This window comes from Neisseria arctica, assembly GCF_022870905.1.
Classification (GTDB): domain Bacteria; phylum Pseudomonadota; class Gammaproteobacteria; order Burkholderiales; family Neisseriaceae; genus Neisseria; species Neisseria arctica.
This window is the reverse complement of sequence record NZ_CP091510.1, coordinates 433539-459208: the sequence shown is the minus strand read 5'-3', so window position 1 is coordinate 459208 and position 25670 is coordinate 433539. Positions and strand designations below refer to the sequence as shown.

19 protein-coding genes and 1 tRNA gene are annotated in these 25670 nt (G+C 46.3%); 9 read left to right on the top strand and 11 right to left on the bottom strand.

All coding sequences use genetic code 11. From position 1 onward, the window contains the following. Positions 1-171 precede the first annotated feature (171 nt). Positions 172-256, bottom strand: a tRNA-Leu gene (locus tag LVJ86_RS01990). A 228-nt stretch (positions 257-484) separates the two neighbouring features. Between LVJ86_RS01990 and LVJ86_RS01985 the strand changes: the two genes are divergently transcribed. The 5 genes from LVJ86_RS01985 to hisD all read left to right on the top strand — a co-directional run bounded on the left by LVJ86_RS01985 (position 485) and on the right by hisD (position 5304). Further along, positions 485-1120, top strand: a complete 636-nt coding sequence (locus LVJ86_RS01985) for an SCO family protein (protein WP_047759865.1) — start codon at positions 485-487, stop codon at positions 1118-1120. A 130-nt stretch (positions 1121-1250) separates the two neighbouring features. Then, positions 1251-1901, top strand: coding sequence for an ATP phosphoribosyltransferase (gene hisG / locus LVJ86_RS01980; RefSeq protein WP_047759866.1), 651 nt, complete (start codon positions 1251-1253; stop codon positions 1899-1901). 77 nt (positions 1902-1978) lie between these two features. Continuing rightward, positions 1979-2971 (top strand): right-handed parallel beta-helix repeat-containing protein, encoded by a 993-nt coding sequence (locus tag LVJ86_RS01975; RefSeq protein ID WP_075968065.1) that lies wholly within the window; start codon positions 1979-1981, stop codon positions 2969-2971. Between the two features lie 43 nt (positions 2972-3014). After that, positions 3015-3992 (top strand): NYN domain-containing protein, encoded by a 978-nt coding sequence (locus LVJ86_RS01970; protein ID WP_047759867.1) that lies wholly within the window; start codon positions 3015-3017, stop codon positions 3990-3992. Positions 3993-4014: 22 nt separating this feature from the next. Continuing rightward, complete coding sequence (gene hisD / locus LVJ86_RS01965) at positions 4015-5304, top strand: histidinol dehydrogenase (protein ID WP_047759868.1); 1290 nt, start codon at positions 4015-4017, stop codon at positions 5302-5304. Between the two features lie 220 nt (positions 5305-5524). On the opposite strand, the gene ccoP is transcribed toward hisD, so the two are convergent. Genes ccoP through ccoN form a run of 4 tightly spaced genes read right to left on the bottom strand, consistent with a single transcriptional unit; the run spans position 5525 to position 9121 of the window. Next, positions 5525-6856: a cytochrome-c oxidase, cbb3-type subunit III gene (gene ccoP, locus LVJ86_RS01960; protein ID WP_075968060.1), complete on the bottom strand. Its 1332-nt coding sequence runs from the start codon at positions 6854-6856 to the stop codon at positions 5525-5527. Then, a complete protein-coding gene (locus LVJ86_RS01955) occupies positions 6856-7044 on the bottom strand; it encodes a cbb3-type cytochrome oxidase subunit 3 (protein WP_047759869.1) in 189 nt (62 codons plus the stop codon). Before LVJ86_RS01955 ends, ccoP begins: the two co-directional genes overlap by 1 nt. A gap of 4 nt (positions 7045-7048) precedes the next feature. Then, complete coding sequence (ccoO, locus tag LVJ86_RS01950; RefSeq protein ID WP_047759870.1) at positions 7049-7660, bottom strand: cytochrome-c oxidase, cbb3-type subunit II; 612 nt, start codon at positions 7658-7660, stop codon at positions 7049-7051. 24 nt (positions 7661-7684) lie between these two features. Beyond that, the gene (ccoN, locus tag LVJ86_RS01945; RefSeq protein ID WP_200900147.1) at positions 7685-9121 is read right to left on the bottom strand and encodes a cytochrome-c oxidase, cbb3-type subunit I; all 1437 of its coding nucleotides are present in this window, start codon (positions 9119-9121) and stop codon (positions 7685-7687) included. Positions 9122-9475: 354 nt separating this feature from the next. On the opposite strand from ccoN, the gene LVJ86_RS01940 reads away from it, so the two are divergent. Beyond that, the gene (locus tag LVJ86_RS01940; RefSeq protein ID WP_047759872.1) at positions 9476-11239 is read left to right on the top strand and encodes a M61 family metallopeptidase; all 1764 of its coding nucleotides are present in this window, start codon (positions 9476-9478) and stop codon (positions 11237-11239) included. Between the two features lie 282 nt (positions 11240-11521). Further along, positions 11522-11950: a TIGR01244 family sulfur transferase gene (locus tag LVJ86_RS01935; RefSeq protein ID WP_047759873.1), complete on the top strand. Its 429-nt coding sequence runs from the start codon at positions 11522-11524 to the stop codon at positions 11948-11950. 198 nt (positions 11951-12148) lie between these two features. On the opposite strand, the gene LVJ86_RS01930 is transcribed toward LVJ86_RS01935, so the two are convergent. The 4 genes from LVJ86_RS01930 to rimP all read right to left on the bottom strand — a co-directional run bounded on the left by LVJ86_RS01930 (position 12149) and on the right by rimP (position 18044). Further along, positions 12149-13030: a carbohydrate kinase family protein gene (locus tag LVJ86_RS01930; RefSeq protein WP_047759874.1), complete on the bottom strand. Its 882-nt coding sequence runs from the start codon at positions 13028-13030 to the stop codon at positions 12149-12151. A gap of 309 nt (positions 13031-13339) precedes the next feature. Next, positions 13340-16075: a translation initiation factor IF-2 gene (infB, locus tag LVJ86_RS01925; protein ID WP_047759875.1), complete on the bottom strand. Its 2736-nt coding sequence runs from the start codon at positions 16073-16075 to the stop codon at positions 13340-13342. Positions 16076-16086: 11 nt separating this feature from the next. After that, a complete protein-coding gene (gene nusA, locus LVJ86_RS01920) occupies positions 16087-17583 on the bottom strand; it encodes a transcription termination factor NusA (RefSeq protein WP_047759876.1) in 1497 nt (498 codons plus the stop codon). Positions 17584-17612: 29 nt separating this feature from the next. After that, positions 17613-18044, bottom strand: coding sequence for a ribosome maturation factor RimP (rimP, locus tag LVJ86_RS01915; protein ID WP_047759877.1), 432 nt, complete (start codon positions 18042-18044; stop codon positions 17613-17615). Positions 18045-18536: 492 nt separating this feature from the next. Between rimP and serC the strand changes: the two genes are divergently transcribed. Continuing rightward, a complete protein-coding gene (gene serC / locus LVJ86_RS01910) occupies positions 18537-19643 on the top strand; it encodes a phosphoserine transaminase (RefSeq protein ID WP_047760044.1) in 1107 nt (368 codons plus the stop codon). 52 nt (positions 19644-19695) lie between these two features. Here serC and recC read toward each other — a convergent pair whose 3' ends face one another. Then, the gene (gene recC / locus LVJ86_RS01905) at positions 19696-22917 is read right to left on the bottom strand and encodes an exodeoxyribonuclease V subunit gamma (RefSeq protein WP_047759878.1); all 3222 of its coding nucleotides are present in this window, start codon (positions 22915-22917) and stop codon (positions 19696-19698) included. A 174-nt stretch (positions 22918-23091) separates the two neighbouring features. Here recC and LVJ86_RS01900 point away from each other — a divergent pair, with 174 nt between their 5' ends. Next, the gene (locus LVJ86_RS01900; protein ID WP_047759879.1) at positions 23092-24489 is read left to right on the top strand and encodes a PepSY-associated TM helix domain-containing protein; all 1398 of its coding nucleotides are present in this window, start codon (positions 23092-23094) and stop codon (positions 24487-24489) included. Between the two features lie 97 nt (positions 24490-24586). Here the strand turns inward: LVJ86_RS01900 and LVJ86_RS01895 are convergent, their stop codons facing one another. Then, positions 24587-25636 (bottom strand): Gfo/Idh/MocA family oxidoreductase, encoded by a 1050-nt coding sequence (locus LVJ86_RS01895; RefSeq protein ID WP_047759880.1) that lies wholly within the window; start codon positions 25634-25636, stop codon positions 24587-24589. Positions 25637-25670 lie beyond the last annotated feature (34 nt).

Here is a 25670-nt window from a genome sequence, read left to right as displayed (position 1 = left end):
CCGCTTTTTGGTTGATTCAACAGGATTGCATTGGACGTTATTGGATATAAAATCGGTGACGGGGGAATGGGTAAACCGGCTGAAAGCCTTGCCCTGATTAAATCTTGTGGACGTTATTGGATAATATAAGACGTAAAAAAAGCAACCTAAAAGGCTGCTGTTTTTTCAGTGTGGTGCCCAGGGTCGGACTCGAACCGACACACCTTTCGGCGGGGGATTTTGAGTCCCCTGCGTCTACCAATTTCGCCACCTGGGCTGGTGAAGAAGTCAACATTATATCAGTGTTTTTTACCTTGTAAACCAATTCTATCAATTATTTTTGAATTTTTTTTTAACATATTGAAAATATTAAAAATTAAATTCAAAATTCCCCATAATCACAAACGTTCCTATCTATAAAAAATGCCTATTTATAATGGAAAACAAATATCACCATAAGGTAGAAAATATATTAATATAATACCGTTACCAATGGAGTCCGATCATGAAATATCCATACCTGCTTTTCTCTGGCAGCCTTATCGCCTTACTATGTGCATGCCAGCCTCAACAATCTGCCACTATTACCCCTGCATCCTCTGATACAGCAGCATCCGCAACACAGGCAACCAAACTGCATGGTACTGATATACGCAATCAAAATATTGGTGGTGACTTCACCATGACTGACGGTAACGGCAATCTCTTTCAATTAAGTAAATTAAAAGGCAAAGTGGTCATTTTGTCTTTTGGTTACACACACTGCCCTGACATATGCCCTACCGAATTATTAACTTACAAAGATACTATCGAGCAATTGGGGGAATCCGCTAAAGATGTATCTGTTGTATTTGCCAGCGTTGACCCGGAGCGCGACACACCCGAATTAATCGGTAAATATGTCAAACAGTTTCATCCTGACTTTATCGGACTAACCGTTACTGGTGATCAAAGCCTGCCCCTTATCAAACAGCAATACCAAGTTGTTTCCGCAAAAGCAAATCAACAATCTGAAAAAGTATATTTAGTCGATCACTCGGCTGGTACTTATTTATTAGATAAGAACGGTGAAGTAGCTATTTTTGCACCATACGGCAGTACAGCAGCACAAATCGCCGATGATATTAAAACTTTGCTCTAAACATTACCTACCGCAACCCGCCTATTTGGCGGGTTTTGTTATAGAATACATATTTTGAAAAATTGAAAGCCGCATGGGAACAAAACAGAACCTTTTGTTCTTTCAGACGGCATTTATATCCGGAATACCTATGTCTGAAACAGGTCTGACCATTGCCCTTTCCAAAGGGCGTATTTTTGATGAAACTTTGCCCTTATTGGCAGCTGCAGGAATCAAACCAGAAGAAGAACCCGGCAGTTCAAGAAAATTAATTATCGGCACCAATCTACCTAATGTACGTTTGGTCATTGTCCGCGCCTCCGACGTGCCTACCTACGTTCAATATGGTGCCGCCGACTTCGGTATCGCAGGCAAAGATGTTCTAATCGAACACGGCGGAGATGGGCTGTATCAGCCGCTTGATTTACAAATTGCCAAATGCCGTATGATGGTTGCCGTACGCAAAGGCTTCAATTACGCCGCAGCATCACAACCGGGAAGCCGTTTACGTGTGGCAACAAAATATCCTGATATCGCTGCCGAACATTTTGCAGGGAAAGGTGTACACGTCGATATCATCAAACTCTATGGTTCAATGGAGTTGGCTCCATTAGTAGGATTAAGTGATGCGATTGTTGATTTGGTATCTACCGGAGGTACACTCAAGGCTAACAACTTGGAGGCCGTAGAACACATTGCCGACATCTCCAGCCGCCTCGTCGTAAATAAAGCTGCATTAAAGGTTAAATACTCTACTATCCAACCCATTATTGATGCCTTTGCCGGCGTAATAAACGCCTAAATAACATCAAAATGAATATGTACCGCCGCTACCGAACCATACTGCCAGTATTATTGTATTTTCCTTGGTCTGCCGTAATGGCAACCCAAACTACTATGTGCAGTAATTCCCAGCTTGCAGATATTTTGACTCCTACCGACAGCGAAAACAACAGTATTGAAGTTCGCTGTTCCGCCACCCTGCCTGCAACCGCCCGCATCGGCAAACGTCTGATTTTCAGTGGCAATCAAGCCAGCGGTATTACTTTCGATTGCAACGGAGCAACCATCGACTCCGGAAAGTCAGGCAAAATCGATAGTGTGCTTATTCGCTCAATCCAACAAAAAGGGCAATGGCAGGCACCGCAAAATATTACTTTGCGCAATTGCCGAATAGAGGGTTCCATACGGATTCAAGGTATGGCTGCCAACGGAGAGGGGGGATTATTACGTACCTCTTCTCTTCAAAATGATCATACCCAACGTGCACAACAAGCAGCTCCTCGTAATATTCGGTTAGAAAATTTAATTATTAACGGCCATGGACGCATACCTTTATACATTGCCCCGGGAGTGACGCAAATTACCGTTTCCGATAGTCATATCAGTGGCAGAAGCAATAGCGTAGCCGTTTATTTAGACGCAGAAAGTGCAAATAATACTTTCATCCGCAATACCGTCGACAGCAAAACTGCTCGGGAGTTGATTGCCATTGATGGCTCTGCACGCAATACTTTTCAAAACAACCGCTTTTCATCCTTAAATAAAGGCGGTATATACCTGTACCGCAATTGTGGAGAAGGCGGCACCATACGCCATCAAACGCCGTCTGAAAACATTATTAGAAACAATACATTTTTTTATAGGAAATATAAAGGCAGCTTGCCTTCGATTTGGTTAGGAGCTCGTAACGGCAAGCGAAACTACTGTCAAGCAGATGCGGGCTACTCATTCGGCAGCAGTGCCGATAATGCTGATTTTGCCGATAACAATACCGTTTCCAACAACCGGATTTATCGCCTACAACCTCAAATAATGATACGCGACCATGGACAAAACAACCGTATCAGTGGCAACCAAACAGTGTGGTAAAACATAAAACAAACTGTACTCTAAGCAATATCACCATACTTAAATTGATAGGAAAACCACTTTGCTAACCGAAAAAAAATTAGCTGTTTTAATTGATGCGGATAACGCCTCGGCCGACATTATCGCCCCCCTATTGGCAGAAATTGCCAAATATGGTATCGCCAGCGTAAAACGTATTTATGGAGATTGGAGCAGCGGTCTAAACAAATGGAAAGAAGCCTTGCTACCGCATGCTATTATTCCTGTTCAGCAATTTGCTTACACCAAAGGCAAAAATGCAACCGACATGGCGTTAGTGATTGATGCCATGGATTTACTTTACAGCAAAACTTTTGATGGTTTTTGTATCGTTTCCAGTGATAGTGACTTCACCCGCCTCGCATCTCGTATCCGTGAAAACGGTGTAACCGTATATGGCTTCGGTGAAAAGAAAACACCCGAATCATTCCGAAAAGCCTGCGATACTTTCATTTACACTGAAAATCTATTGGCTGCCGCACAAGCAACTAATACCGAGAAAACCGTCACACAAACAACAACCGAACTCAAGTATGCCGAGCAACCTGCCAATGCCGAAGAAATTATCTATCGTGCCATTAAAGAAACCGCAGATGATAATGGTTGGGTACAACTAGGCAGTCTGCGTAGCTATATAGGTAAAACCAATCCCGATTTCGACCACCGCAGCTACGGTTTCGGTAAATTCTCTGATTTAGTTCGTACACTGCCTAAAATTGATATAAAAACTATAGGCAATACAACAGTCTATATCCGTCGACAAAGCTACCGCCGTTTTATCCGCTTAGTACAGGAAATTATTGAATCGCAAACAGATAACGGTACAGGCACAGAACTCAACAATGTATGCAGCCGAATCCGTCAGCTTGACCCAGATTTCAACCCCAAAACTCTAGGTCAAAAAACCGTATCTCAAGCAGTACGCAACATTTTGCCGACATGGGTAGAAATTTACAGCCATGAAGGCAAAGAATATATCCGCAATGTTAAAACTATGATGTAACATACTTCTAGAGCCTGCTTTTATGAAACACTTAAATACCCAATCTCCTAATTTTCAAGATGAACTCAAAGCCCTTCTTGCTTTTGAAACTGCCCAAGATCCGAAAATTGATCAAATCGTAGCCGATATATGCACTGATGTACAAACACGCGGCGATACGGCTGTAATCGAATACACCAACCGTTTCGATGGTACTTCCGCCAAAACCATGGCAGACCTTAGCTTAAGCCAAACAGATCTCCAACAGGCTTTTGAGCGCTTACCTATAGAAGTTCAGACGGCCTTAAAAACTGCTGCCGAACGCGTTGAAAAATACCACCGGCATCAAAAAATGAACTCATGGCAATATACTGATGAAGATGGAACATTACTCGGACAGCAAATTACACCTTTGGATCGTGTCGGCATTTACGTTCCCGGAGGCAAAGCCGCCTATCCCAGTTCGGTTATTATGAATGCTATGCCCGCACATGTTGCCGGCGTACCGGAAATTATTATGGTTGTACCGACCCCCAAAGGTGAGCGCAATGATATTGTATTGGCTGCCGCCTATATTGCGGGCGTCACCAAGGTTTTCACTGTAGGCGGAGCACAAGCTGTAGCCGCATTAGCATATGGGACTGAAAGCATCCCGCAAGTAGACAAAATTACCGGCCCGGGTAATGCATTTGTGGCCGCCGCAAAGCGCCGTGTATTCGGGGTCGTCGGCATTGATATGGTAGCGGGCCCTTCCGAAATTCTAGTTATTGCCGATGGCAGCACACCTGCCGATTGGGTGGCTATGGATTTATTTAGCCAAGCCGAGCATGATGAAATTGCCCAAGCCATCTTAATCTCTACTTCGCAGCCATACCTTGACAATGTTCAAGCATCCATGAACCGTCTAATCGCAGAAATGCCCCGCCGCACTATTATTGAATCATCACTAACAAATAGGGGCGCATTCATTCTTGCAAAAGATTTAAACGAAGCATGTGAAATCGCCAATTATATTGCCCCCGAACACCTGGAATTATCTGTAGAAAACCCAGATGTATGGGCCGCTAAAATCCGCCATGCCGGAGCTATTTTCATGGGAAAATATACCAGTGAAAGCCTTGGCGACTATTGCGCTGGACCTAACCATGTTTTACCTACAAGCAGAACCGCACGCTTCTCCTCACCTTTAGGTACTTATGATTTTCAAAAGCGCAGCAGCCTGATCCAAGTATCAGAGACAGGCGCTCAAAAGCTTGGAAAAATTGCCAGTACTTTAGCCCACGGTGAAATGTTAACTGCCCATGCGCGTGCAGCTGAATTCCGCCTAAAATAACTAAGCATCAACAAATAAAAAAAACCGAGTAATTATGTATTCGATTACTCGGTTTTTTTATAAACACTTTTAATCCCATCTGAAATTAACGCTCACCACGATTGCCTGTCTTTTCTAAATCATTGGCTACAATATCATACTAATCCGACCCAAATAAAAACTACCCGCTATTTATTATAATAGCGGGTAGTTTTTTTCAAATTAAGTACGTATCACCTGGTTAGCCTTCAATCTTTACCTCAACACGGCGGCCTTCAGCGGCATCGCCCTGTGCACCGGTGGTATTTTCAGGTTTGCGTAACTCAATATTTTTAGCATCCACACCTTGAGCTTCGAGGAAAGCCTGAACTGCTTGAGCACGTTTCTTAGATAGCTCTTCGTTAGAAGCCGCATCACCCGTACTATCTGCAAAACCACTAATAATCAGCTTTTTGCCATCTTTTCCGGCTTTTACCAATTCTTCAGCAACGGTCACCGCATCGGCTGCAACTTCATTTTTACCTGTTGCAAAGTAGAATTTTGCAACGCCATTTTCCAAAGAAACACGTGCGGTATCATTCGACTCAGCAGGAGCAGTATTGGTAACAGCAGGCTCTGCAGGTTTAGCTGCAACCGCCGGAACTTTACCATCTTTATTAGACAAACCCCAAACATAAGCAGTCATAATATGTAGTTTGTCATTATCCAAGAAGTTTGCCCATGCCGGCATTTGATTATGACGACCGTTAGTAATGGTTTCGATAATTGCTTTCTGAGTACCGCCCCACAGCCACACATCATCCGTTAAATTCGGACCCAAGCCTTGGATACCCTGACCTTTATCGCCATGGCAAGTAAAGCAGTTTGCTGGACCGCCGTGAAACAACAGATTACCACGGGCGGCACGTTCTTCGTCATACTGGCCTTTAGGTTTGGATAAAGACATCACATAATTCGCCACATCTTTCACACGTTCCTCACCTAACACCGGACCCCATGCAGCCATCACACCTACACGGCCTTTTTCAATAGTTTCACGGATTTTATCCGGTTCTCCCCCCCATAACCAATCGTGGTCGGTTAAGTTCGGGAAACCTTTAGAACCTTTGGCATCAGAACCATGACATTGAATACAGTAGGTATCAAACAGGTTTTTACCAATACGTTGTGCTTGAGGGTCTTTTGCAACCTGCTCAATCGGCATATTGGCAAATTTGGCATAAATCTTGCCATATTGCTCATTAGCTTGACTAACTTCTTTTTCATACTGGTTGTGGCTAGTCCAATTGAGGAAACCCTTGTAATCACCCAAACCAGGATAAAGTGCCAAATAACCGGCACCAAAAACCATCGTCAGAATGAAAAGATAAAACCACCAACGGGGCAGAGGATTGTTATATTCCTCAATACCATCCCATGAGTGTCCCATTGTTTTAACATCTTCACCCTTAGGCGGTGCTTTGGTTTTATTTTGCGACAGCAACAGCCAAGCCAAACCGACAAAGCTGAGCACAACAATCGCTGCAATGTATATATTCCAGAAATTACTGGTAAATTGTGAGGTTGTGTTCATTATTTTGCTCCGTTATCACGGGGTAATCGGGTGGTTTCCTCATGCGGTAAATCATCATCATTAATAATGCTATCTGCCGCATCGTTATAGTTTTGCTTATTCCGTCGGTTCAATACAATATAGAGAACCAATAAGAAGCTGATAAAAACCCAAACTGTAAAGAGGGAACGCACCCAATTAATATCCATGATGTTACCTTACGTTTTTCAATGCCAAACCCAAGCCTTGCAGGTAAGCGATGACGGCATCCAATTCAGACTTATTAGCAAGTTCTTGAGGTGCTTTTTCAATGTCTGCATCGCTGTAAGGCGTTCCTGCTGCACGTAGGGCTTTCATATTACGTACAGCGATTTCAGGATTCACCGCATTACGTGCAAGCCATGGGAAGGCAGGCATATTAGACTCCGGCACAACATCACGCGGATTCAACAGATGGATACGGTGCCATTCGTCAGAATAGCGGCCACCTACACGGGCCAAATCCGGACCTGTACGCTTAGAACCCCACTGGAAAGGACGGTCATAAACCGATTCTCCGCCAACGGAATAATGGCCGTAACGTTCGGTTTCCGCACGGAAGGGACGGATCATTTGTGAGTGGCAGTTATAACAACCTTCACGTACATAAATGTCACGACCGGCTACCTGCAACGCGCTATAAGGCTTTACCCCCGGCGCAGGCTCGGTTACGGATTTAGTAAAAAACAATGGTACGATTTCAATCAGGAAACCTACACTGATTACCAAGAAGGTAAACACAATCAGGAACCCGACTTTTTCTTCAGCTAGTTGTTGTAATTTCATTTTAGTAGCCTATCTTTCAGGTTTTTAATGATGCTGTGTTTGGGAAACCGCAGGAATTTCCGCATCTACGGCTTTTCCGCTTACTACAGTGCGGTAAACGTTATAAGCCATCAGAACCATACCGCTCAAATACAGCAAGCCGCCGAAGAAACGGATCATATAGAAAGGCATACTGCCTTTTACAGCTTCAACGAAAGAATAAGTCAGCGTACCATCATCATTTAAAGCACCCCACATCAGGCCTTGCATAACACCTGAAATCCACATAGAGGCGATATACAACACTACACCGATAGTTGCGATCCAGAAATGCGCTTCAATCAGCTTGGTGCTGTACATTTCTTTTTTGCCCCACAAGCGGGGAATCAGATAATAGATGGAACCGATAGTAATAAAACCTACCCATCCCAAAGCGCCGGAATGAACGTGACCTACAGTCCAGTCGGTATAGTGGCTCAATGCGTTAACGGTTTTAATCGACATCATTGGACCTTCGAAAGTCGACATACCGTAGAACGAAAGTGATACTACCAAGAATTTCAAAATCGGATCGGTACGTAATTTATGCCATGCACCGGAGAGAGTCATAATACCGTTGATCATACCACCCCAAGAAGGTGCGAACAAAATCAACGACAAAACCATACCTAAAGATTGAGTCCAATCCGGCAATGCGGTGTAGTGCAAATGATGCGGACCTGCCCACATGTAGGTAAAAATCAAAGCCCAGAAGTGCACAACAGACAAACGGTAAGAATAAACCGGGCGCCCAGCTTGTTTGGGAACGAAGTAATACATCATGCCCAAGAAGGCTGCTGTCAGGAAGAAACCTACCGCATTATGCCCGTACCACCATTGAACCATGGCATCAATCGCACCCGAATAAATCGGATATGACTTCATCAGACCGGCCGGAACGCTCAGGTTATTAACAATATGCAATAAGGCTACCGCCAAGATAAACGCGCCATAGAACCAGTTTGCCACATAAATGTGTTTGATTTTACGTGTTGCAATAGTACCGAAGAATACAACTGCATAGGTTACCCAAACCAAAGCAATCAAAATATCAATCGGCCATTCCAATTCGGCATACTCTTTACCTTGCGTAAGGCCCAACGGTAAAGTAATGGCCGCCAACACGATAACCAGCTGCCAACCCCAGAATGTAATGGCAGGCAGGATATTACCGCCGAAAAGGCGGACATTACAGGTGCGCTGCACAACATAATAAGATGTGGCAAACAGACCGCAACCGCCAAATGCAAAAATAACCGCATTAGTATGCAGCGGACGTAAGCGGCCGAAGTGGAACCACGGGCCGACTTCCGCCAAATTTAGGGAAGGAGCAAACAGCTGGGCTGCAATAATCACACCCACCAGCATGCCCACGATACCCCAAACTACAGTCATGATGGCGAACTGGCGCACCACCTTGTAGTTATAAGTTTGCGTTTCCATGAGGGTCTCCATTAAACATGGCTTTACTAATAATATACTATCGGTTTCGCCTAGGCGGCCTCTGAACGGAACGATGCCCGACAAAAACACGCAAAGATATACCCGATTTTTCTTAATTTAACACCACCGACAGCCCTAGAAGGTACAGCCAGCAGAAGCTTAACTGAGATATTCTAAAGCAAAACCTGTGTTGTACCAAGTCAAATCCGTATAGAACCGTAATCTTTACGATGCTAACAAGTTGCCTTTGGTCAGATTTTGTAAGATTATAGGTTAGCCGGACAATGTTTCTTGACACAAATCAAGCGTGCTCCACTTCGCCCTACAAAACTTAACATTTAGAGATTTCGCTCCATGTTGCACTATCATTTAACTGCCAACCCGACTGCGCACCAATGGCAAATCCGCCTCACCGTTACACATTGCGATAACACTCCTTTACAACTAAAACTACCCAACTGGGTACCTGGCAGCTACCTGATCCGTGATTTTTCGCGCCATATCATTCAGATTGAAGCATTTTGCGATAGCAAACCTGCCAAGATCACCCAAATTACTAAAAATCACTGGGAAACCGAAGCCCGCTCAGGAAAGTGGCAAATTTGCTACACCGTTTACGCCTATGATTTATCTGTCCGCGGTGCTTATCTGACTTCGGAGCGGGCATTTTTTGATGGTGCCTGTCTATTTCTCTACTCACCGAATTACGAACATCTTCCACACCAAATCGAATTATGCGGTTTACCTCAAAACTGGCAAACGGCTACCACTCTGCCGGCTAAAGGCTCCCATGTTTTCCAAGCCGGCTCCTATGCCGAATTAATCGATCATCCTTTTGAAATAGGCAAGCTGGAATTTTTAGATTTCGAGGCAGCCGGTATCAATCACCGAATCGCACTGAGCGGACATTATGCCGACTTTGACCGCACACGATTGCTAAACGACATACAGAAAATCTGTACGGCACAATTGAATATGTTTGGGAAACCCGTTCCCTTTAACGAGTATCTTTTCCTATTGCATTTGGGAAACAACATTTATGGCGGCCTGGAACATATCAGCAGCACCGCCCTACTGGCCGATAGAAAGTCCCTGCCTCAAGCAAATACGGCACTTCCCAATGATGACTACATCCAACTACTCGGATTGTTCAGCCATGAGTATTTTCACGCATGGAATGTCAAATCCATCAAGCCGGCAGCTTTTCTTCCTTACCGACTTGATAGCGAAAACTACACCGAGCAGCTTTGGGCATTCGAAGGTATTACCTCTTACTACGATGATTTGTTTTTAGTGCGCAGCGGCGTTATCAGCCCGGAGGCTTACTTAAAACTTCTAGCTAAAAACATCACACGGGTTCAGCAGGGCAAAGGCCGTCTGAAACAGACCTTGGCAGAATCCAGCTTTACCGCGTGGAATAAGTACTACAAGCAAGACGAAAACAGCCCGAATGCTATTGTCAGCTATTATCAAAAAGGTGCCTTGGCCGCTTTGTGCTTGGACTTGCTCATACGCAAAGAAAGTAACAACCGATACAGTCTTGATAATGTAATGCAAATACTTTACCAAGACTGGTGCCACACACGCACGGGGATTCCTGAACAGCATTGGCAAACCCGCTGCCAAGAAATTACCGGCCTTAACCTACAAGATTTTTTTCAGACGGCCTTATATTCAACTGAAGATCTGCCCTTAGAAACCTGTTTGGCTTCGGTAGGTATCCATCTACAGTGGCAAGCCCTCCCCCGCAGTCATGGAGGCGACTTTATTGAAGCCCAGCCGGAAACAATACTTCCTGCTACTGATTTCGGTGCCCGTTACAAACAAAATGCCGACAACATCACTCTAACCCACGTCTTTAACGGAGGTAGTGCCGAATCCACCGCACTCTGCCCTCAAGACCGTATCATTGCGCTTAACGGGTTTGCCTGTACTGATTTCGACAAACAATGGTCTTCGCTGGCAATTGGCGAGACCGCCAAACTACATTATTTCCGCCACGGCGTTTTACATGAAACATTAATGACTGTGCAGCAAGCCGATTGTGACACCGCTTTGCTGAACATAACTGATCGAGAAACAGCTTACCGCTGGCTTTTCTCAAACATCACCGTATAAATACCAATAAGCAAACATTGTTGAATACGCAAAATATATACCGATGCCGTCTGAAAACTTTTCAGACGGCATCGGTTAATTTTAATATATTAAAACATCAAATATCCGCTCCATCTGCTAACATCATAAAAGGCTTCTGATGCTTTCAATATCGCCGGAGCAAAATCTTTATTTGTACATTACCAGTTGCCCAGCCAAATAGCTCAGCAGCCAAGTTATAATTTTTTGATTAGTTACCGAACCCAAAATCATCTGTAACCGCCTAAAACAAAGGAGTAAACCATGAGTATCCGCAAACTTGATGACAATCTTTATATAGCTCCGCAGCTTTCCGAGGAAGATATCCAAAAAGCTACAGAGCTCGGCATCCAAACCGTTATCTGCAACCGTCCCGACGGAGAAGAAGAAAACCAACCCTCCTTCAACACAATTTGCCAATGGCTAGATACTGCCGGCATCCGACATCATGTTCACCAACCGGTTACGGCACCGGCTATTAATACGGAAGACGCAGCGAAATTCGATTCTCTCCGCCAACAGCACCCGGCCCCTGTTTTGGCCTACTGCCGTACCGGTACACGCAGTACTTTATTATGGGCCTACACCCAAGCTGAAAAAGGTAAAGATTCAAACGAAATTCTAGAAGCCGCACGCTCGGTAGGTGTCGACTTAAGTAATTTTAGTGAACGGCTAAACAACCTTTCCCGTTAAATATCATAGTTATAAGCATTCTACAAAATCCGGTTGATTCTACTTCTTCAATCAGAAACTAAAATGCCGTCTGAAAATCATCTACAGACGGCATTTTTATATTTAACCATATCAACATACTAAACTATTTGTACTGTATTTTCAGACGGCCTATATAATTTCAGCAGATATATCTACCTATAGTTAACGGCTACAAATTTAGGCAGGATTTATAAAGCTTTCAATTTCTTGCAAAGCGATATCGGGCGTTGCGCCATGGCGTGCCGCAACCAAAGCGCCCAATGCGCAGGCGAAAGTAAGAGCCTCTTGCGGTGGTACCTGCTTGAGTAGTTGAAAAACCAAACCTGCCAAAAAACTATCCCCAGCACCTACAGTATCTGCAACTTTTACCCGGAAACCGCTGTAATGATACATTTCACCATAACGGTATAATACTGCACCATGATTACCTAAAGTCACACAAATACTTTCCGTATTAGTCAGCCCAGCCAAGAAGAGGATATTTTGTTCCAAACTATGATAGGGAGAGCCTAATTTTTCAGCTAATTCATACAATTCATCATCATTTAGCTTGATAAAATCAGATTGTTCCATCAAGTTCAACACACGTTCCGTCTGATAATGCGGTGCTCTCAGATTTACATCAAAAATCTTATATTTAGCCTCTTTAAGCAGACGATCAAGCGTATTTAGGGAAACTTCATCGCGCACAGCCAAGCTGCCATAAATAAAAGCATCTGATTCGGCCACACGCTCTATAGCCGCTTCTTCAATTTGGATACGATCCCAGGCACAAGGGTAAACAATGTCATAGGATGCGGAATTTTTGTCATCTAGCATCACCTTTACCAGACCGGTAGCCTGTATATCATCAACCTGAATCCACTCGGTTGAAACATTTTTCTCCCGAATGCAACGAGTAATCTCTTCACCATTTTCATCATCACCGCGACGGCTGATAATCGCTGCATCAGCACCGAGTGCGCGCAACCGTACCGCCACATTAAGCGGAGCGCCTCCCAATACCTTGCCATCAGGGAAATCGTCCCAAAGCACTTCGCCGAAACCGGTAATTTTCATAAATATTTTCCTTAAGCGATTAATTTGAGGTTTGCTGCCGAAATTCGAAATAGCTTTACAGCTGTTGCCGCCTGCTTATTCTCAAATTTGAGCTGTTAAGTTTTTTTAATTGATATATTAAAGCTTTATCATAAACAGCAATTATGCCTATGACAAGATTATCCAACCATCAAGTAAAAATAGAATATGTTATGCCGGCTAAAAAATTTATTCGCCATAAATTTTCTATAAAAAGGCCGTCTGAACTTTTAGTATTCTTAAATTTGTAGAATACTAAAAGTTCAGACGGCCTTTCAAAAGAAACGCTAGTTACAACGAACGCGCTACTTCTACGATTTCAAATACTTCCAGCTGGTCGCCTTCCATAATGTCGTTGTAATTTTTCAGCATTAAGCCGCACTCGAAGCCCATCTTCACTTCTTTTACATCGTCTTTATAACGTTTCAAAGAAGCCAACTCTCCGGTATGGATAACCACGTTATTGCGGATCAAGCGTACGTGGGAATCACGTTTCACCATACCGTCGGTTACCATACAGCCCGCAATATTGCCGACTTTAGATACGCTGATTACTTGGCGGATTTCTACCGTACCAATAACATTCTCTTTCTCTTCCGGCGCCAACATACCGCTCATAGCTGCCTTCACATCATCAATGGCATCGTAAATGATATTGTAGTAACGGATTTCCACATTTTCATTTTCAGCCAATTTACGGGCAGAACCATCAGCGCGCACATTAAAGCCGATAATGAATGCACCGGAGGCAATAGCCAGATTGACATCGGATTCGGTAATACCGCCTACGCCGCTGTGCAATACGTTTACTTTTACTTCATCATTCGACAGTTTTTTCAGGCTACCGGCCAATGCCTCGTAAGAACCCTGTACATCGGCCTTGATAATAACTGACAACGATTGGGTTTGATTCTCGCCCATATTGTTGAACATATTTTCCAACTTCGCTGCCTGCTGCTTAGCCAAGCGGACATCACGGTACTTGCCTTGGCGGAACAAAGCAATTTCACGTGCTTTTTTCTCATCAGCCAATACCATGGCATCCTCACCGGCATTAGGCACATCCGACAAACCGAGAATCTCCACCGGAATAGATGGTCCGGCCTCTTCAATAGGCTTACCGTTTTCATCCATCATCGCGCGGATTTTACCGAAAGCAGTACCGGCAAGAAGCATATCGCCTTTACGTAATGTACCACTTTGCACTAACAAGGTTGCAACCGCGCCGCGGCCTTTGTCCAAGCGTGCCTCTACGATGATACCTTTAGCCGGCGCATCCACAGGGGCCGACAGCTCTAATACTTCTGCTTCAAGCAATACCGCCTCAAGCAATGCATCAATATTAAGGCCTTTTTTAGCCGATACATCGACAAACTGTACATCACCGCCCCATTCGTCCGGCACTACCTCGTGCGCGGTCAACTCTTGGCGGATACGCTCAGGATTGGCAGTATCTTTATCAATTTTATTTACCGCGACAACAATCGGTACACCCGCTGCTTTAGAGTGGGCTATCGCCTCGATGGTCTGCGGCATAACACCGTCATCGGCAGCCACCACCAAAATTACGATATCGGTAGCCTTTGCACCTCGGGCACGCATGGCGGTAAATGCCTCATGTCCGGGTGTATCTAGGAAAGTAATAACACCACGAGGGGTTTCCACATGATAAGCACCGATATGTTGGGTAATGCCACCCGCTTCTCCTTGTACCACTTTGGCACGGCGGATATAGTCGAGCAACGAAGTTTTACCATGGTCAACGTGGCCCATCACCGTTACAACGGGCGGGCGGTGCTGTACTTCGTGTGCAGCTTCACCCTCACTGTTTTCCAAGAAAGCTTCCGGATCATCTGCTGCCGCAGCTTTACCGATATGCCCCATCTCTTCCACTACAATCAAGGCAGTATCCTGATCCAATGCCTGGTTGATGGTTACCATCATGCCCATTTTCATTAGCACTTTGATCACTTCAACCGCTTTGACGGCCATTTTGTGCGCCAACTCGGCCACGGTAATGGTTTCAGGTACCAATACCTCATGCACTACAGGCTCGGTAGGTGCTTGGAAAGCGTGTTGGTTCGGTTCCAACTTAAGTTGTTTTTTACCTTTTTTACCGCCACGTGCACGCTCTTCTTCACGGTTCGCATTGCGGTCACGGCCTTTACCTTTACCGCCGCGCGGACGTGTCTCTTTATCGTCCTGGCTGTAACGATCCTCTTTTTTAGCACGTACCGGAGCAGCGGGAGTGGCAGCCGCAGCAGTTACCAACGGTTTCTTTTCAGTCGGCTTGGCAGAGCGAGGCTCGGTATTTTTAGCCTCTTTAGCTGCTTTGGCTTCCTGTTGGGCTTGTAGTTTCACAGCTTCACGGCGTGCTTGACGCTCTTGTTTTTCACGTAGCAAAGCCTCTTGATGGGCACGTAAAGCTGCGGCGCGGCGCGCTTCTTCTTCACGTGCTGCCTGCTCTTCGGCACTAATCACCTCCACCGGTTTAGGTACCGGCTGTACTTTTGCTTTCGGAACAGGTTTGTTTTTACCTTTCGGTGTATCCACTGTTTCTGCCGCAGGAGCTTTTTCCTCTTGCTGTTTGGCTGCTTTATCAGCCTCAGCTTGTTGGGCGGCGGCTTTTTCTGCCGCAATCCGCTCGGCCTCTTCGGCAGCCTTTTTCAGCTCGGCTTGACGGGCTTCTTCTTCGGCACGGGCAGCGGCTTCTGCAGCAGCTTTAGCCTTTGCTTCGGCTGCCAGCTCTTCTGCCGAAGGTACGCGGATCTTGCGTTCTCGACGCCGAGTTTCAACTTGTACGCCGCCGATATTGCTGACCTCCGCCTTTTTACGTCCCACACTAATGGTGCCGCTTTCGCTGCCATGTGATTTTTTCAAATAAGCAAGCAGAAGCTGTTTGTCTTCCGAAGTAATACTGTCACTACCAGAAGTTTTAGCTACTCCAGCTTCTTGAAGCTGTTTCAATAAATCTTCAACCGGGCGTTTAAGTTCGGCGGCAAATTGTTCTACGGTATTGTTACTCATACTTTACCCCCTTAGTTTTCTTCATTAAACCAGTGAGCGCGGGCTGCCAAAATTACTTTTTTGGCTTCCTCTTCGCTAACGCCGGTAATCTCAATCAGCTCATCTACCGACAACTCGGCCAAATCATCACGATTAGTAATGCCGGCCTGTGCCAGATCACGCAACATCTCTTGGTCGATACCGTCTAGAGTTTTCATGTCCTCCGCCACATCTTCCAATTTTTCTTCTGATGCGATCGCCAAAGTAAGAATGGCATCACGGGCGCGGTTACGCAGCGTTTCCACGATAGCTTCGTCAAAACCTTCGATTTCCAGCATTTCGCTGACCGGTACGTATGCAACTTCTTCCAAAGTAGCAAAACCCTCTTCCACCAAAACATCGGCAGTCTCTTCATCTACATTCAAATGTTGGATAAAGAGGTTGCGGATAGCCGTATTTTCAGCCTCGTTCCGTTCTTCGGCTTCAGCTACAGTCATAATATTCAGCTGCCAGCCGGTCAAATCCGCAGCAAGGCGTACGTTTTGGCCGCCACGACCGATGGCCAACGCCAATTGGTCTTCGGCAACAATCACATCTACCGCATGTTTGTCTTCATCAATCACGATTCGGCTTACTTCCGCCGGCGAAAGCGCATTGATCACAAATTGAGCGGTTTCAGGAGACCACAACACCACATCGATTCGCTCGCCGGCCAACTCGTTGGTCACGGCATTCACACGAGAACCGCGCACACCGATACAAGTACCCTGAGGATCGATACGCGCATCATTGGCCTTCACGGCGATTTTAGCGCGCTGACCGGGATCACGTGCCGCTTCTTTGATTTCCAACAAACCGTCTTCGATCTCAGGAACTTCCATTTCAAAAAGCTTAACAAGAAATTCGCGTGAAGTACGGCTGAGGACAACCTGCTTACGGCCTGTATTACCGATTTCATCTACCCGCAAGAATAATGCGCGGACACGGTCGCCGTTGCGGAAATTTTCGCGCGGGATCATTTGGTCACGCGGCAGCAAAGCATCAAGTTTGCCGATTTCCACAATAGTGCCATGACGCTCCACACGCTTTACCACACCCATAACGATATCTTCTTTACGGGCCAAGAAGTCTTCCAAAATCTGCTCGCGCTCCGCATCACGGATACGTTGCAAAATAATTTGCTTGGCGGTTTGGGCGGCTTGTCGGCCAAAACCTTCGTTTTCTAACTGTTCTTCGTAATACTCGCCGATTTGGATAGTAGTTCCCGGGATTTCCTCTTGAATTTCTTCAATGGTTTTTTCAACATCCGGATAAGTATAATCTTCATCGGCAACAATCAGCCAACGGCGGAAAGTACGGTATTCGCCGTTATCACGGTTGATTTCCACGCGCACATCCATGTGCTCTCTATCCGCCTTTTTCTTGGCGGCGGTACTAAGGGCGAACTCAAGCGCCTTAAAAACAACTTCGGTATCCACGTTTTTTTCGCTGGCCAATGCCTCGGCCAGCTGCAGCATTTCACGACTCATAATGGTTCTCCAATCTCAATCTGCTATTTTTAAAATTTGAATTCGGGACGCAGACGGGCTTTGTCGATATTGCTGATTTCAATATCGGCGGTCTTTCCGTCGAATGTAATACGTACGGTATCGTTTTCACAACCTTCGATGCGGCCGATGAAGTTTTTTTGCCCTTCTATCGGCAGACGCGTTTTGATTTTTGCCTGCTGACCTGCAAAACGCACGAAATCAGCAGCCTTTTTCAACGGGCGGTCCAGCCCCGGACTAGATACTTCCAAACGCTTGTAATCTATATCTTCCACCATAAAAAGGCGGCTGAGGTGGTTACTGGCCGTCGCACAATCTTCAACGGTAATACCGCCTTCTTTATCAATAAAAACACGCAGGTCGCCCTGAGCGGTAAGCTCGAAGTCGACCAGTTCGTAGCCCAAACCGGGCAGGGTTTTATCCAGAATGGTTTGAATATCCATTTTACTCCACGGAAACAAAAAAATGGCCGACTGGCCATTTTTCTTGAAAATTGAAAAATTTCTTTATTATAACCTGCTTATCTTTAAAAGAAAAGCTTTTATCATACAAGCCTTCGAAGCAAGCAGGCCGCCTGAAAACCCATACAAACCATAAAGCAGTTTTCAGACGGCTTCAAGCCTTCTAATACAACTGAAAACAAATTTATACTTTATTATCGGTTTTTACTCCTCAATCAGTTAAACTCCCTTTTTAATTTTTTTAAATAGTAATTTTCACTATTTTTTAATAATATTTTTGTTATATTTTTATGCTTTCACTATCACTCAATATCATAAAAAGGTTGAAAAATATTACTTTTCGGCTTGCGTAAAGGTTTTGCGGCGTCTAGAATCGGACGTTAAGTTATGTATATTTACCGCAACCGCTGTAAAAGGCAGCTGCAACGGGGCTGTCGGCGGTTGGATTCTCTTCCTTTAAAGGCTTTCGATACTATGCTTCCTACTCCGATTTATAACTTTTCAGCCGGCCCCGCTATTTTACCCGAGTCGGTTTTGCGCACCGCTCAAAGCGAAATGTTTGATTACAACGGCACCGGCTTTTCTGTGATGACCATGAGCCACCGTTCGGATGTATTTATGAGTATTCTCTATCATGCCGAACAAGATCTGCGCCAGCTGATGGACATCCCCGACAATTACAAAGTATTGTTTTTGCAGGGCGGTGCCAGCGCGCAATTTAATATGGTGGTGATGAACCTGGCCAACGGCTTCAAACGTGTGGATTCGGTGGTAACAGGCAACTGGAGCCGTATCGCCCACAGCCAGATGGGCAAACTTTCCGACGTTGACGTACATTTGGCGGCCCACGGCGGCGAGCAATTCAACTACACCAACCTTCCCCCTGTGAGCTCTTGGGATATTGATCCGAAATCCGCCTTTGTGCATTTTGTGATCAACGAAACGGTACACGGCCTGCAATACCGTGAAGTTCCCAAATTGGAAGACGGCATGCCTCCTTTGGTATGCGATATGTCGAGTGAGATTTTGTCGCGTAAAATCAATGTCAGCGATTTCGGTGTGATTTACGCAGGTGCGCAAAAAAATATCGGCCCCTCGGGCGCAACGATTGTAATTATCCGCGAAGATTTGCTTGATCGTTGCTCCAGCCATATCCCTGACGTTTGGAACTACAAAGCGCATATCGAAAAACAAGGCATGTACAATACGCCGGCCACTTATCCGATTTACATTTCCGGCTTGGTATTCCGCTGGTTGCAATCCCAAGGCGGCGTGGAGCAGATGGAAACCATTAATACATTAAAAGCCAAAACGCTATATGAGGCAATTGATAACAGCGGCGGCTTCTATATTAATAAAGTTCATCCGGGTGCCCGTTCGAAAATGAATGTAATCTTCCATACCGGCAATAAGGAATTGGATGAATTATTTGCACAAGAATCAACTACCCGCGGCTTGCAACTATTGCGCGGCTATAAATCGATGGGTGGCATGCGCGCCAGCATCTACAATGCAATGACTTTGCAAGGTGTAGAAGCACTTATCGACTTTATGCAGGAATTCCAACGCCGTTACGGTTAAGCAAGTTGTAGATGATAAAAAATGCCGTCTGAAATTTTTCAGACGGCATTTTTTATACGGTACCACTATCTTCTGTTTTATCAGTAGCCAAAACTTCCAGCAAAGGAACCACCAAATCCTCAATCAAGTTCCAGAACAACGGCGTTTCAATAGGTAATGCATCATCGTGTCCGAATACCAACCGTACTTCGGTATAGTCGCATTGCCCCTTGCTCATTTTGCTGCCCAAATACTGTGAAAACGCTTCATTTTCAGCAGCTTCCCTATCATCGGTAGCCAATAACCTTTCCGCTACGGCAAAACTGGTTTTCGCAAAAAACGGAAGCGGCCTGCTCTGCCCGATTCTGAAATAATCCAACCACTTTTCAAGCTGCTTACAAGCATTTTCTTGAGTGATTGCCGACAACTTGGCATGATGATCGGGATACAAAATATGACTTTCGAAACAAGGGCTTTCAGACGGCCTGACCGCACAAAAAATCAAATGTTGCAAATACAGGCTGATTTTTTGCGGTGCGTAGGGCTGACTATCAAGAAAGAAAATCTGTCCGTGTTGGTAACAATGACCCAAACTACCCTCAAGCGTATATCTGGCAAGCATCAGAGTATAAGCTTGTGGCGGCAACTTACGGCTCAAACAAAGCGTTCCGTCTAACGATTTCGCCGCAATTTCAAAACGCTGCTGCCAAAGCCTCCCCAACTCTCCCGGCGGCAACAAACTTTGTGCGCGCAAACGGTGTCCGACACTGCCGAAATCCGCATGAGTACGGCGCGCCTCTGTATATTCGGCATAAACGATATCAGACCGGTTCGGTTCGAACGGTTCGGCTGCCTCCCATGCTTCATCACGATAAGGCTCCCTCCACCCCAACTGCCCTTGCAGCCAAGCACGGACGGGATTACGCCAAAAGCTGAGAAAATCCGACTGGGTAATCAAAGTTTCTGCCGTATCTTGTTGCTTGGTAAAAGCACCGTCAAAAAACGAACGTCTACTGATTACGGGCTGATTCAACGCAGCCGCATAATCCGACCGACTGCTTCTATAGCCGCTTTCCGCATTAAAATAGCGACGGGAAAATACCTGCAACGGGTGCTGCACAATATATTTTTTACCGTATTCGCTGCTGCGCATACCTGCCATCGCCGCCAGCGTATCGATTAATTCACTCAACAAAGATGAAGGAGCAAGTATTTCATTATTTTGAATATCACGCCCTATATAAGACAAATAAAGGATTTCGCGCGCACTTAAGATGGCCTCCAAAAACAAGTAGCGGTCATCGTCACGGCGGGCGCGGTCGCCTTTTTGCGGATAACGCGAAATCAAATCGAAACCGGCTGCTTTAGTATTGCGCGGGTAATCTCCGTCGTTCAAACCTAGCAAACAAATCATCTTAAACGGCAGGCTGCGCATCGGTACCATGCTGCAAAACGTAATACCGCCACGTAAAAATCCCGCTTCGCTTTCACTGTCGAGAAAGCGCCCGATATGGCGGATAACGGTGTGTAGCGGCAATGCCCCTTCAAACTGTGCCAATGAAGCCTCTTCCTGCCAGCGTACCAACGACTGTTCGATTTGTTGTACGGCGGCCTGATCGTCTCCTTCGGGCGCAAACAATTCGCCCAACAAACCGCGCACGCGGACGCACCATTGTGCCGTATCTGCTGCCTGCTGCCATAGGCGGTAATGCTTGGCAAGCGTATTCAAAAACGCACTGAATTGGCTGAGTACGGCCAATTGGTTCGGCTCACTGTGCCAGGCACTGACACCCTCCCATAAAGACAGGTCTCCCTCGGGCAACATCCAGCCCAACACCAGCCGGTCCAAACCTTGCTGCCAAGTAAATAAATTATCGTCTGCGCCGTGGTTTCGCCGCATATTTCCATCTAAACCCCAACGGATATTCAGTTCTGCAATAATTGTGTGAAGCAGCGGTAAATCTTCGTGGGTAAGATTGAAGCGGCGCAATATCAGATTGCTTTCCAGTAAAGGCAATATTTTATCAACCTCAAAACGGCTGTCGAATAAGGCAAGAATCTGTTCGAGCGCATACAAAAGCGGCTGACGGCGGCTCAGACGCACATCCGAAACCGAATACGGCAATGCCTGCGCACTACCCTGCGCTTGCCCGAATACAGCTTCTATATAAGGGCTGTAAGGTTCGATATTAGGAGTCAGCACGGCAATATCATGAGGCTGCCAGTCAGGGTTTGCCGCCAACACCTCCAGCAACTCCTCCTTTAAAATCTGCAATTCCCGCAAAGGGCTGTGTGCGCAACGGATACGGATAGTACCGTCGGGCAGACAACTCCTCTCGCTGCCGGGTAAAACCAGATTTTGGATATCCTGCTGCAATTGCTGCAGCATTCCGGCTTGACTTTCACTATCAACATAAAAACTGCGCTCCTGCGCGACTCCCGCCTCGGTAAGGGCATCGAAGAAATCACGCCCTTGCTTACCCAATGAGGCCAAGAGCGGATGACCGCTTTGGGAAAGATCGGTATCCTCTTCACTTTTCAGGATTTGGGCAGCCTCGATAACATTACCCCAATAATGGCTGCTGGGGTTTAGAGCGAAAATGTGTACGTCGCAATGTTCGGCCAAAGCTTGTAAAAGCTGCAAATACATCGGCGCCATGGTAGCAATGCCGAATACGAAAAAACGCTCGGGCAAATGTTCGGCATCCAAAGCACCGAGCAGCTGCTGCCACAATGCTACCCGATGCGGTGCGTGGTTGCCGCCATTATCCAGATAACGCCACAATTCCGCCTGCCAGATTTCATCATCACCCAAACCATACAAGCCGCCGCTCTGCCAACTTTCTATCCATTGCGGACGGTAAACCAGATATTGGTCAAAAATATCGGCCAACTGCCCGGCCAATTGGTAAGCCGCCGTATCGCTGCTGCCTAAATAACCGTGCAATGCCCGATAAGCGGCGGGGCATACCGATTGCTCGTGAAAAGCGCTGTTTTGAAACAAATCAAACAACCGCCAACGCAATACTTCGGGATGAAACGGACTTAATTCGGGAATACCGGGAAGTAATTCGCGCATCAGCCGCCAACTTAATCCGGCAGGAAGGCTGAATCGTAAATTGGCCGCTATACCGGTTTTCCCTGCTAGATATTGGTTTAGATAACGGCGCATACCCTGACTTTGCACCACGACTTCCTCGGGCACTAGGGCTTGGCTCAAAGGCAGTTGCTGATGCAAAACACAAAATATATCGGCCAGCGTTTCAAGACGGTTTGATTGATAAAGATAAAGCATAATCAGGCAAAGTAAAAAATTATAAGCAGATTATATCGCCAAACCGGTTGCCCATTCGGCAAATACTCAGGCCGTCTGAAATATAACTGTGACAATTTGCCGCATTGTGCTTTTTGCCGATGTTGCAGATAATGCTGCGGCTTAACACTAAAATATACTTTACGTTTCCAAAATATGTCTCCTACTTCCAAACAACCCGACCCGCAACGCTATCTGCTGATTTGGCGTTGGCACTTTTATGCCGGCATGCTGGCTGCCCCGTTTCTGATCATTTTGGCCGTAACCGGAATGCTGATGATGCTGTTTGCCAATATCAGCGGCAAAGACGGCGAACGGCAAACCGTTACCGTACAACAAACAGTCAAGCCGCTGTCCCAACAAGCTCAGGCTGCATTAGACAAAATAGACCCGGCCCAAGGTATGGTCGCCCAATACATCGCTCCGAGGGCCGACAATATGGTAGCGGTTTTCAGAGTAAACGACGGCGATGGCAATGCCACGATGGTGGCAGTTAATCCCTATACCGCCACTGTTGTCGACACCTATCCGCGTAACCAAAGCATTTACCACCTGCTCGACAATATCCATGGTGATCTGCTGATCGGCACTGCCGGCGACTTTATAATGGAAGCGGCCGCCTCTCTTACCATTCTGCTGATTCTCACCGGAGCCTATCTTTGGTGGCACAAACAGCGCAGCCTTAAAGCCATGCTGTTACCCGAAATGGGGCGTAAGCGTGTCTTTTGGCGCAGCCTTCATGCCGCAGTGGGTAGCTGGGTATCGGTTATGCTTTTGCTGTTTTGCCTTTCCGGTTTGGCTTGGGCAGGCATTTGGGGCGGCAAAATGATACAAGCATGGTCTCAATTTCCGGCTGGCAAATGGGGAGTGGAACCCGTGCCGCTCTCCTCCTTAACACATGGCGATCTTAACGGCGGCTCCACCAAAGAAATTCCGTGGGTATTGGATTTGACTCCCCTTCCCGCCTCGGGCAGCACCAAAGGTTCAGACGGCATCGATATTGATAAAGCACCGCTTACTTTAGATACCGTTGACCGCTTTGCCCGCGAAATCGGCTTCAAAGGCCGCTACCAACTATATCTGCCCAAGGGAGAAACCGGCGTATGGACACTCAACCAAGATTCGATGAGCTACGACAGCCCCAACCCGACAGCCGACCGCACCGTACATATCGACCGCTACAGCGGCAAAATTTTGGCCGATATTTCTTACGATGACTACAACTTCATCGGCAAATTGATGGCAGTCGGTATTGCCCTGCACATGGGTACACTGGGTTGGTGGAGCATAGCGTTGAACGTCGTATTCTGCTTGTCTGTCGTATTAATGTGCATCACCGGCATGATCATGTGGTGGAAACGGCGCCCTCAAGATGCCGTCGGGTTAGTACCGCCCGCACAAGGAAGACCACTGCCCTCATGGAAAAGCGCAACATTTATCTTACTGGCCATTGCGCTGATATTTCCGGCCGCCGCTATAGTCATTGCCGCTATCTGGCTGCTTGATAAACTACTGGTATCTAAAATTCCGTTTTTGACACAACGCTTGAAATAAAGTACCTCGGGGCTGCTCCGACTAATCCGGAACAGCCCCGAAACTTACATACTCAAAATAAATCTGTAAAACCGGAGCGGCAAGCAAAACAGTTTAATTACCCGCATACCGATAGCCGTTTACCACTGTTAGCACTTTGGTACGCCTTTTCCAACAAACCCAATACCTTTTCTACCTGAATAGGGGTAACGGCCAAGCCCGCACCTTCATGCAACACCTGATACAAATTGCGGTAAAAAGCCCCGTAATCTCCCGATACACTAGGTATCAGGCAGCGAACTACCTCACCGTTTACCACCGTGTGCAAAATACCCTGCTCCGCTTCACTCTCCACATTCCAACCGGGCTTTACCGCCGCACCCGATACCAATAATGCCTCTTGGTTGTCGGCCTCATGTTTCACATACGAGCCTCTCTTACCGTGCAGGCTGAAAAAAGGCCCGGCCTCACGCATATATTTTCCGGCCGTGAGGCATACCTTCTTACCGTTTTGATAATAAAGCTGTATTTGAAAATAATCGTCGCTCAGCGCACCCTCATGCTGGTAGCGCACATCAGCATAAAGTTCAGCAGGCATACCGAACAAATCTACCGCCATATCCACCAAATGTACGCCCAAATCATACACCAGCCCCACACCTGCACCGCCCGTTTCTTTCCAGCGTTTCTTATTCAAACCTTCGGCATAGCGTTCGAAACGGATATCACAATCAACAATCTCACCCAAACACCCCTCCGCCAATAGTTTTTTTGCCGTCAGCGGCGCACTGTCCCAACGGCGGTTTTGATAAACCGTTAACACAACTCCCTGCTTTTCAGCCAATGCCGCCAATTCCGCCGCCTCGGCAGCCGTCGCGCATAATGGCTTTTCCACCACTACATGCTTGCCGGCTTCTAAAGCCTGTTTGGCAAACTCAAAATGCGTTTGATTAGGCGTGGTAATCACGACCAAATCGACATCATCGGCAAGCAGGCCGGTAAATTCACGCACCGTTAACGCATACGGCAATTTCTCATGCGCCCTGTCCGTGCTGCGCTCGAACACACGCACCACTTCAAAACGGCCGTCTGCCCGCCAAAACGGCAGATGAAATACCTGAGCCGACATACCGAACCCCGCCAATCCGATTTTTACCTTTCGTGCCATAATAAATCCTTACATTTACTACCAGTATTTGAAA

Excerpts from the sequence above, each read along its gene's own strand:
- ccoN (WP_200900147.1), bottom strand. The coding sequence starts at position 9,121 with ATGGAAACGCAAACTTATAACTACAAGGTGGTGCGCCAGTTCGCCATC.
- infB (WP_047759875.1), bottom strand. The coding sequence starts at position 16,075 with ATGAGTAACAATACCGTAGAACAATTTGCCGCCGAACTTAAACGCCCG.
- LVJ86_RS01895 (WP_047759880.1), bottom strand. The coding sequence starts at position 25,636 with ATGGCACGAAAGGTAAAAATCGGATTGGCGGGGTTCGGTATGTCGGCT.
- recC (WP_047759878.1), bottom strand. The coding sequence starts at position 22,917 with ATGCTTTATCTTTATCAATCAAACCGTCTTGAAACGCTGGCCGATATA.
- LVJ86_RS01955 (WP_047759869.1), bottom strand. The coding sequence starts at position 7,044 with ATGGATATTAATTGGGTGCGTTCCCTCTTTACAGTTTGGGTTTTTATC.
- ccoP (WP_075968060.1), bottom strand. The coding sequence starts at position 6,856 with ATGAACACAACCTCACAATTTACCAGTAATTTCTGGAATATATACATT.
- LVJ86_RS01940 (WP_047759872.1), top strand. The coding sequence starts at position 9,476 with ATGTTGCACTATCATTTAACTGCCAACCCGACTGCGCACCAATGGCAA.
- LVJ86_RS01900 (WP_047759879.1), top strand. The coding sequence starts at position 23,092 with ATGTCTCCTACTTCCAAACAACCCGACCCGCAACGCTATCTGCTGATT.
- LVJ86_RS01985 (WP_047759865.1), top strand. The coding sequence starts at position 485 with ATGAAATATCCATACCTGCTTTTCTCTGGCAGCCTTATCGCCTTACTA.
- hisD (WP_047759868.1), top strand. The coding sequence starts at position 4,015 with ATGAAACACTTAAATACCCAATCTCCTAATTTTCAAGATGAACTCAAA.
- rimP (WP_047759877.1), bottom strand. The coding sequence starts at position 18,044 with ATGGATATTCAAACCATTCTGGATAAAACCCTGCCCGGTTTGGGCTAC.
- ccoO (WP_047759870.1), bottom strand. The coding sequence starts at position 7,660 with ATGAAATTACAACAACTAGCTGAAGAAAAAGTCGGGTTCCTGATTGTG.
- serC (WP_047760044.1), top strand. The coding sequence starts at position 18,537 with ATGCTTCCTACTCCGATTTATAACTTTTCAGCCGGCCCCGCTATTTTA.
- nusA (WP_047759876.1), bottom strand. The coding sequence starts at position 17,583 with ATGAGTCGTGAAATGCTGCAGCTGGCCGAGGCATTGGCCAGCGAAAAA.
- LVJ86_RS01975 (WP_075968065.1), top strand. The coding sequence starts at position 1,979 with ATGGCAACCCAAACTACTATGTGCAGTAATTCCCAGCTTGCAGATATT.
- LVJ86_RS01930 (WP_047759874.1), bottom strand. The coding sequence starts at position 13,030 with ATGAAAATTACCGGTTTCGGCGAAGTGCTTTGGGACGATTTCCCTGAT.
- LVJ86_RS01935 (WP_047759873.1), top strand. The coding sequence starts at position 11,522 with ATGAGTATCCGCAAACTTGATGACAATCTTTATATAGCTCCGCAGCTT.
- hisG (WP_047759866.1), top strand. The coding sequence starts at position 1,251 with ATGTCTGAAACAGGTCTGACCATTGCCCTTTCCAAAGGGCGTATTTTT.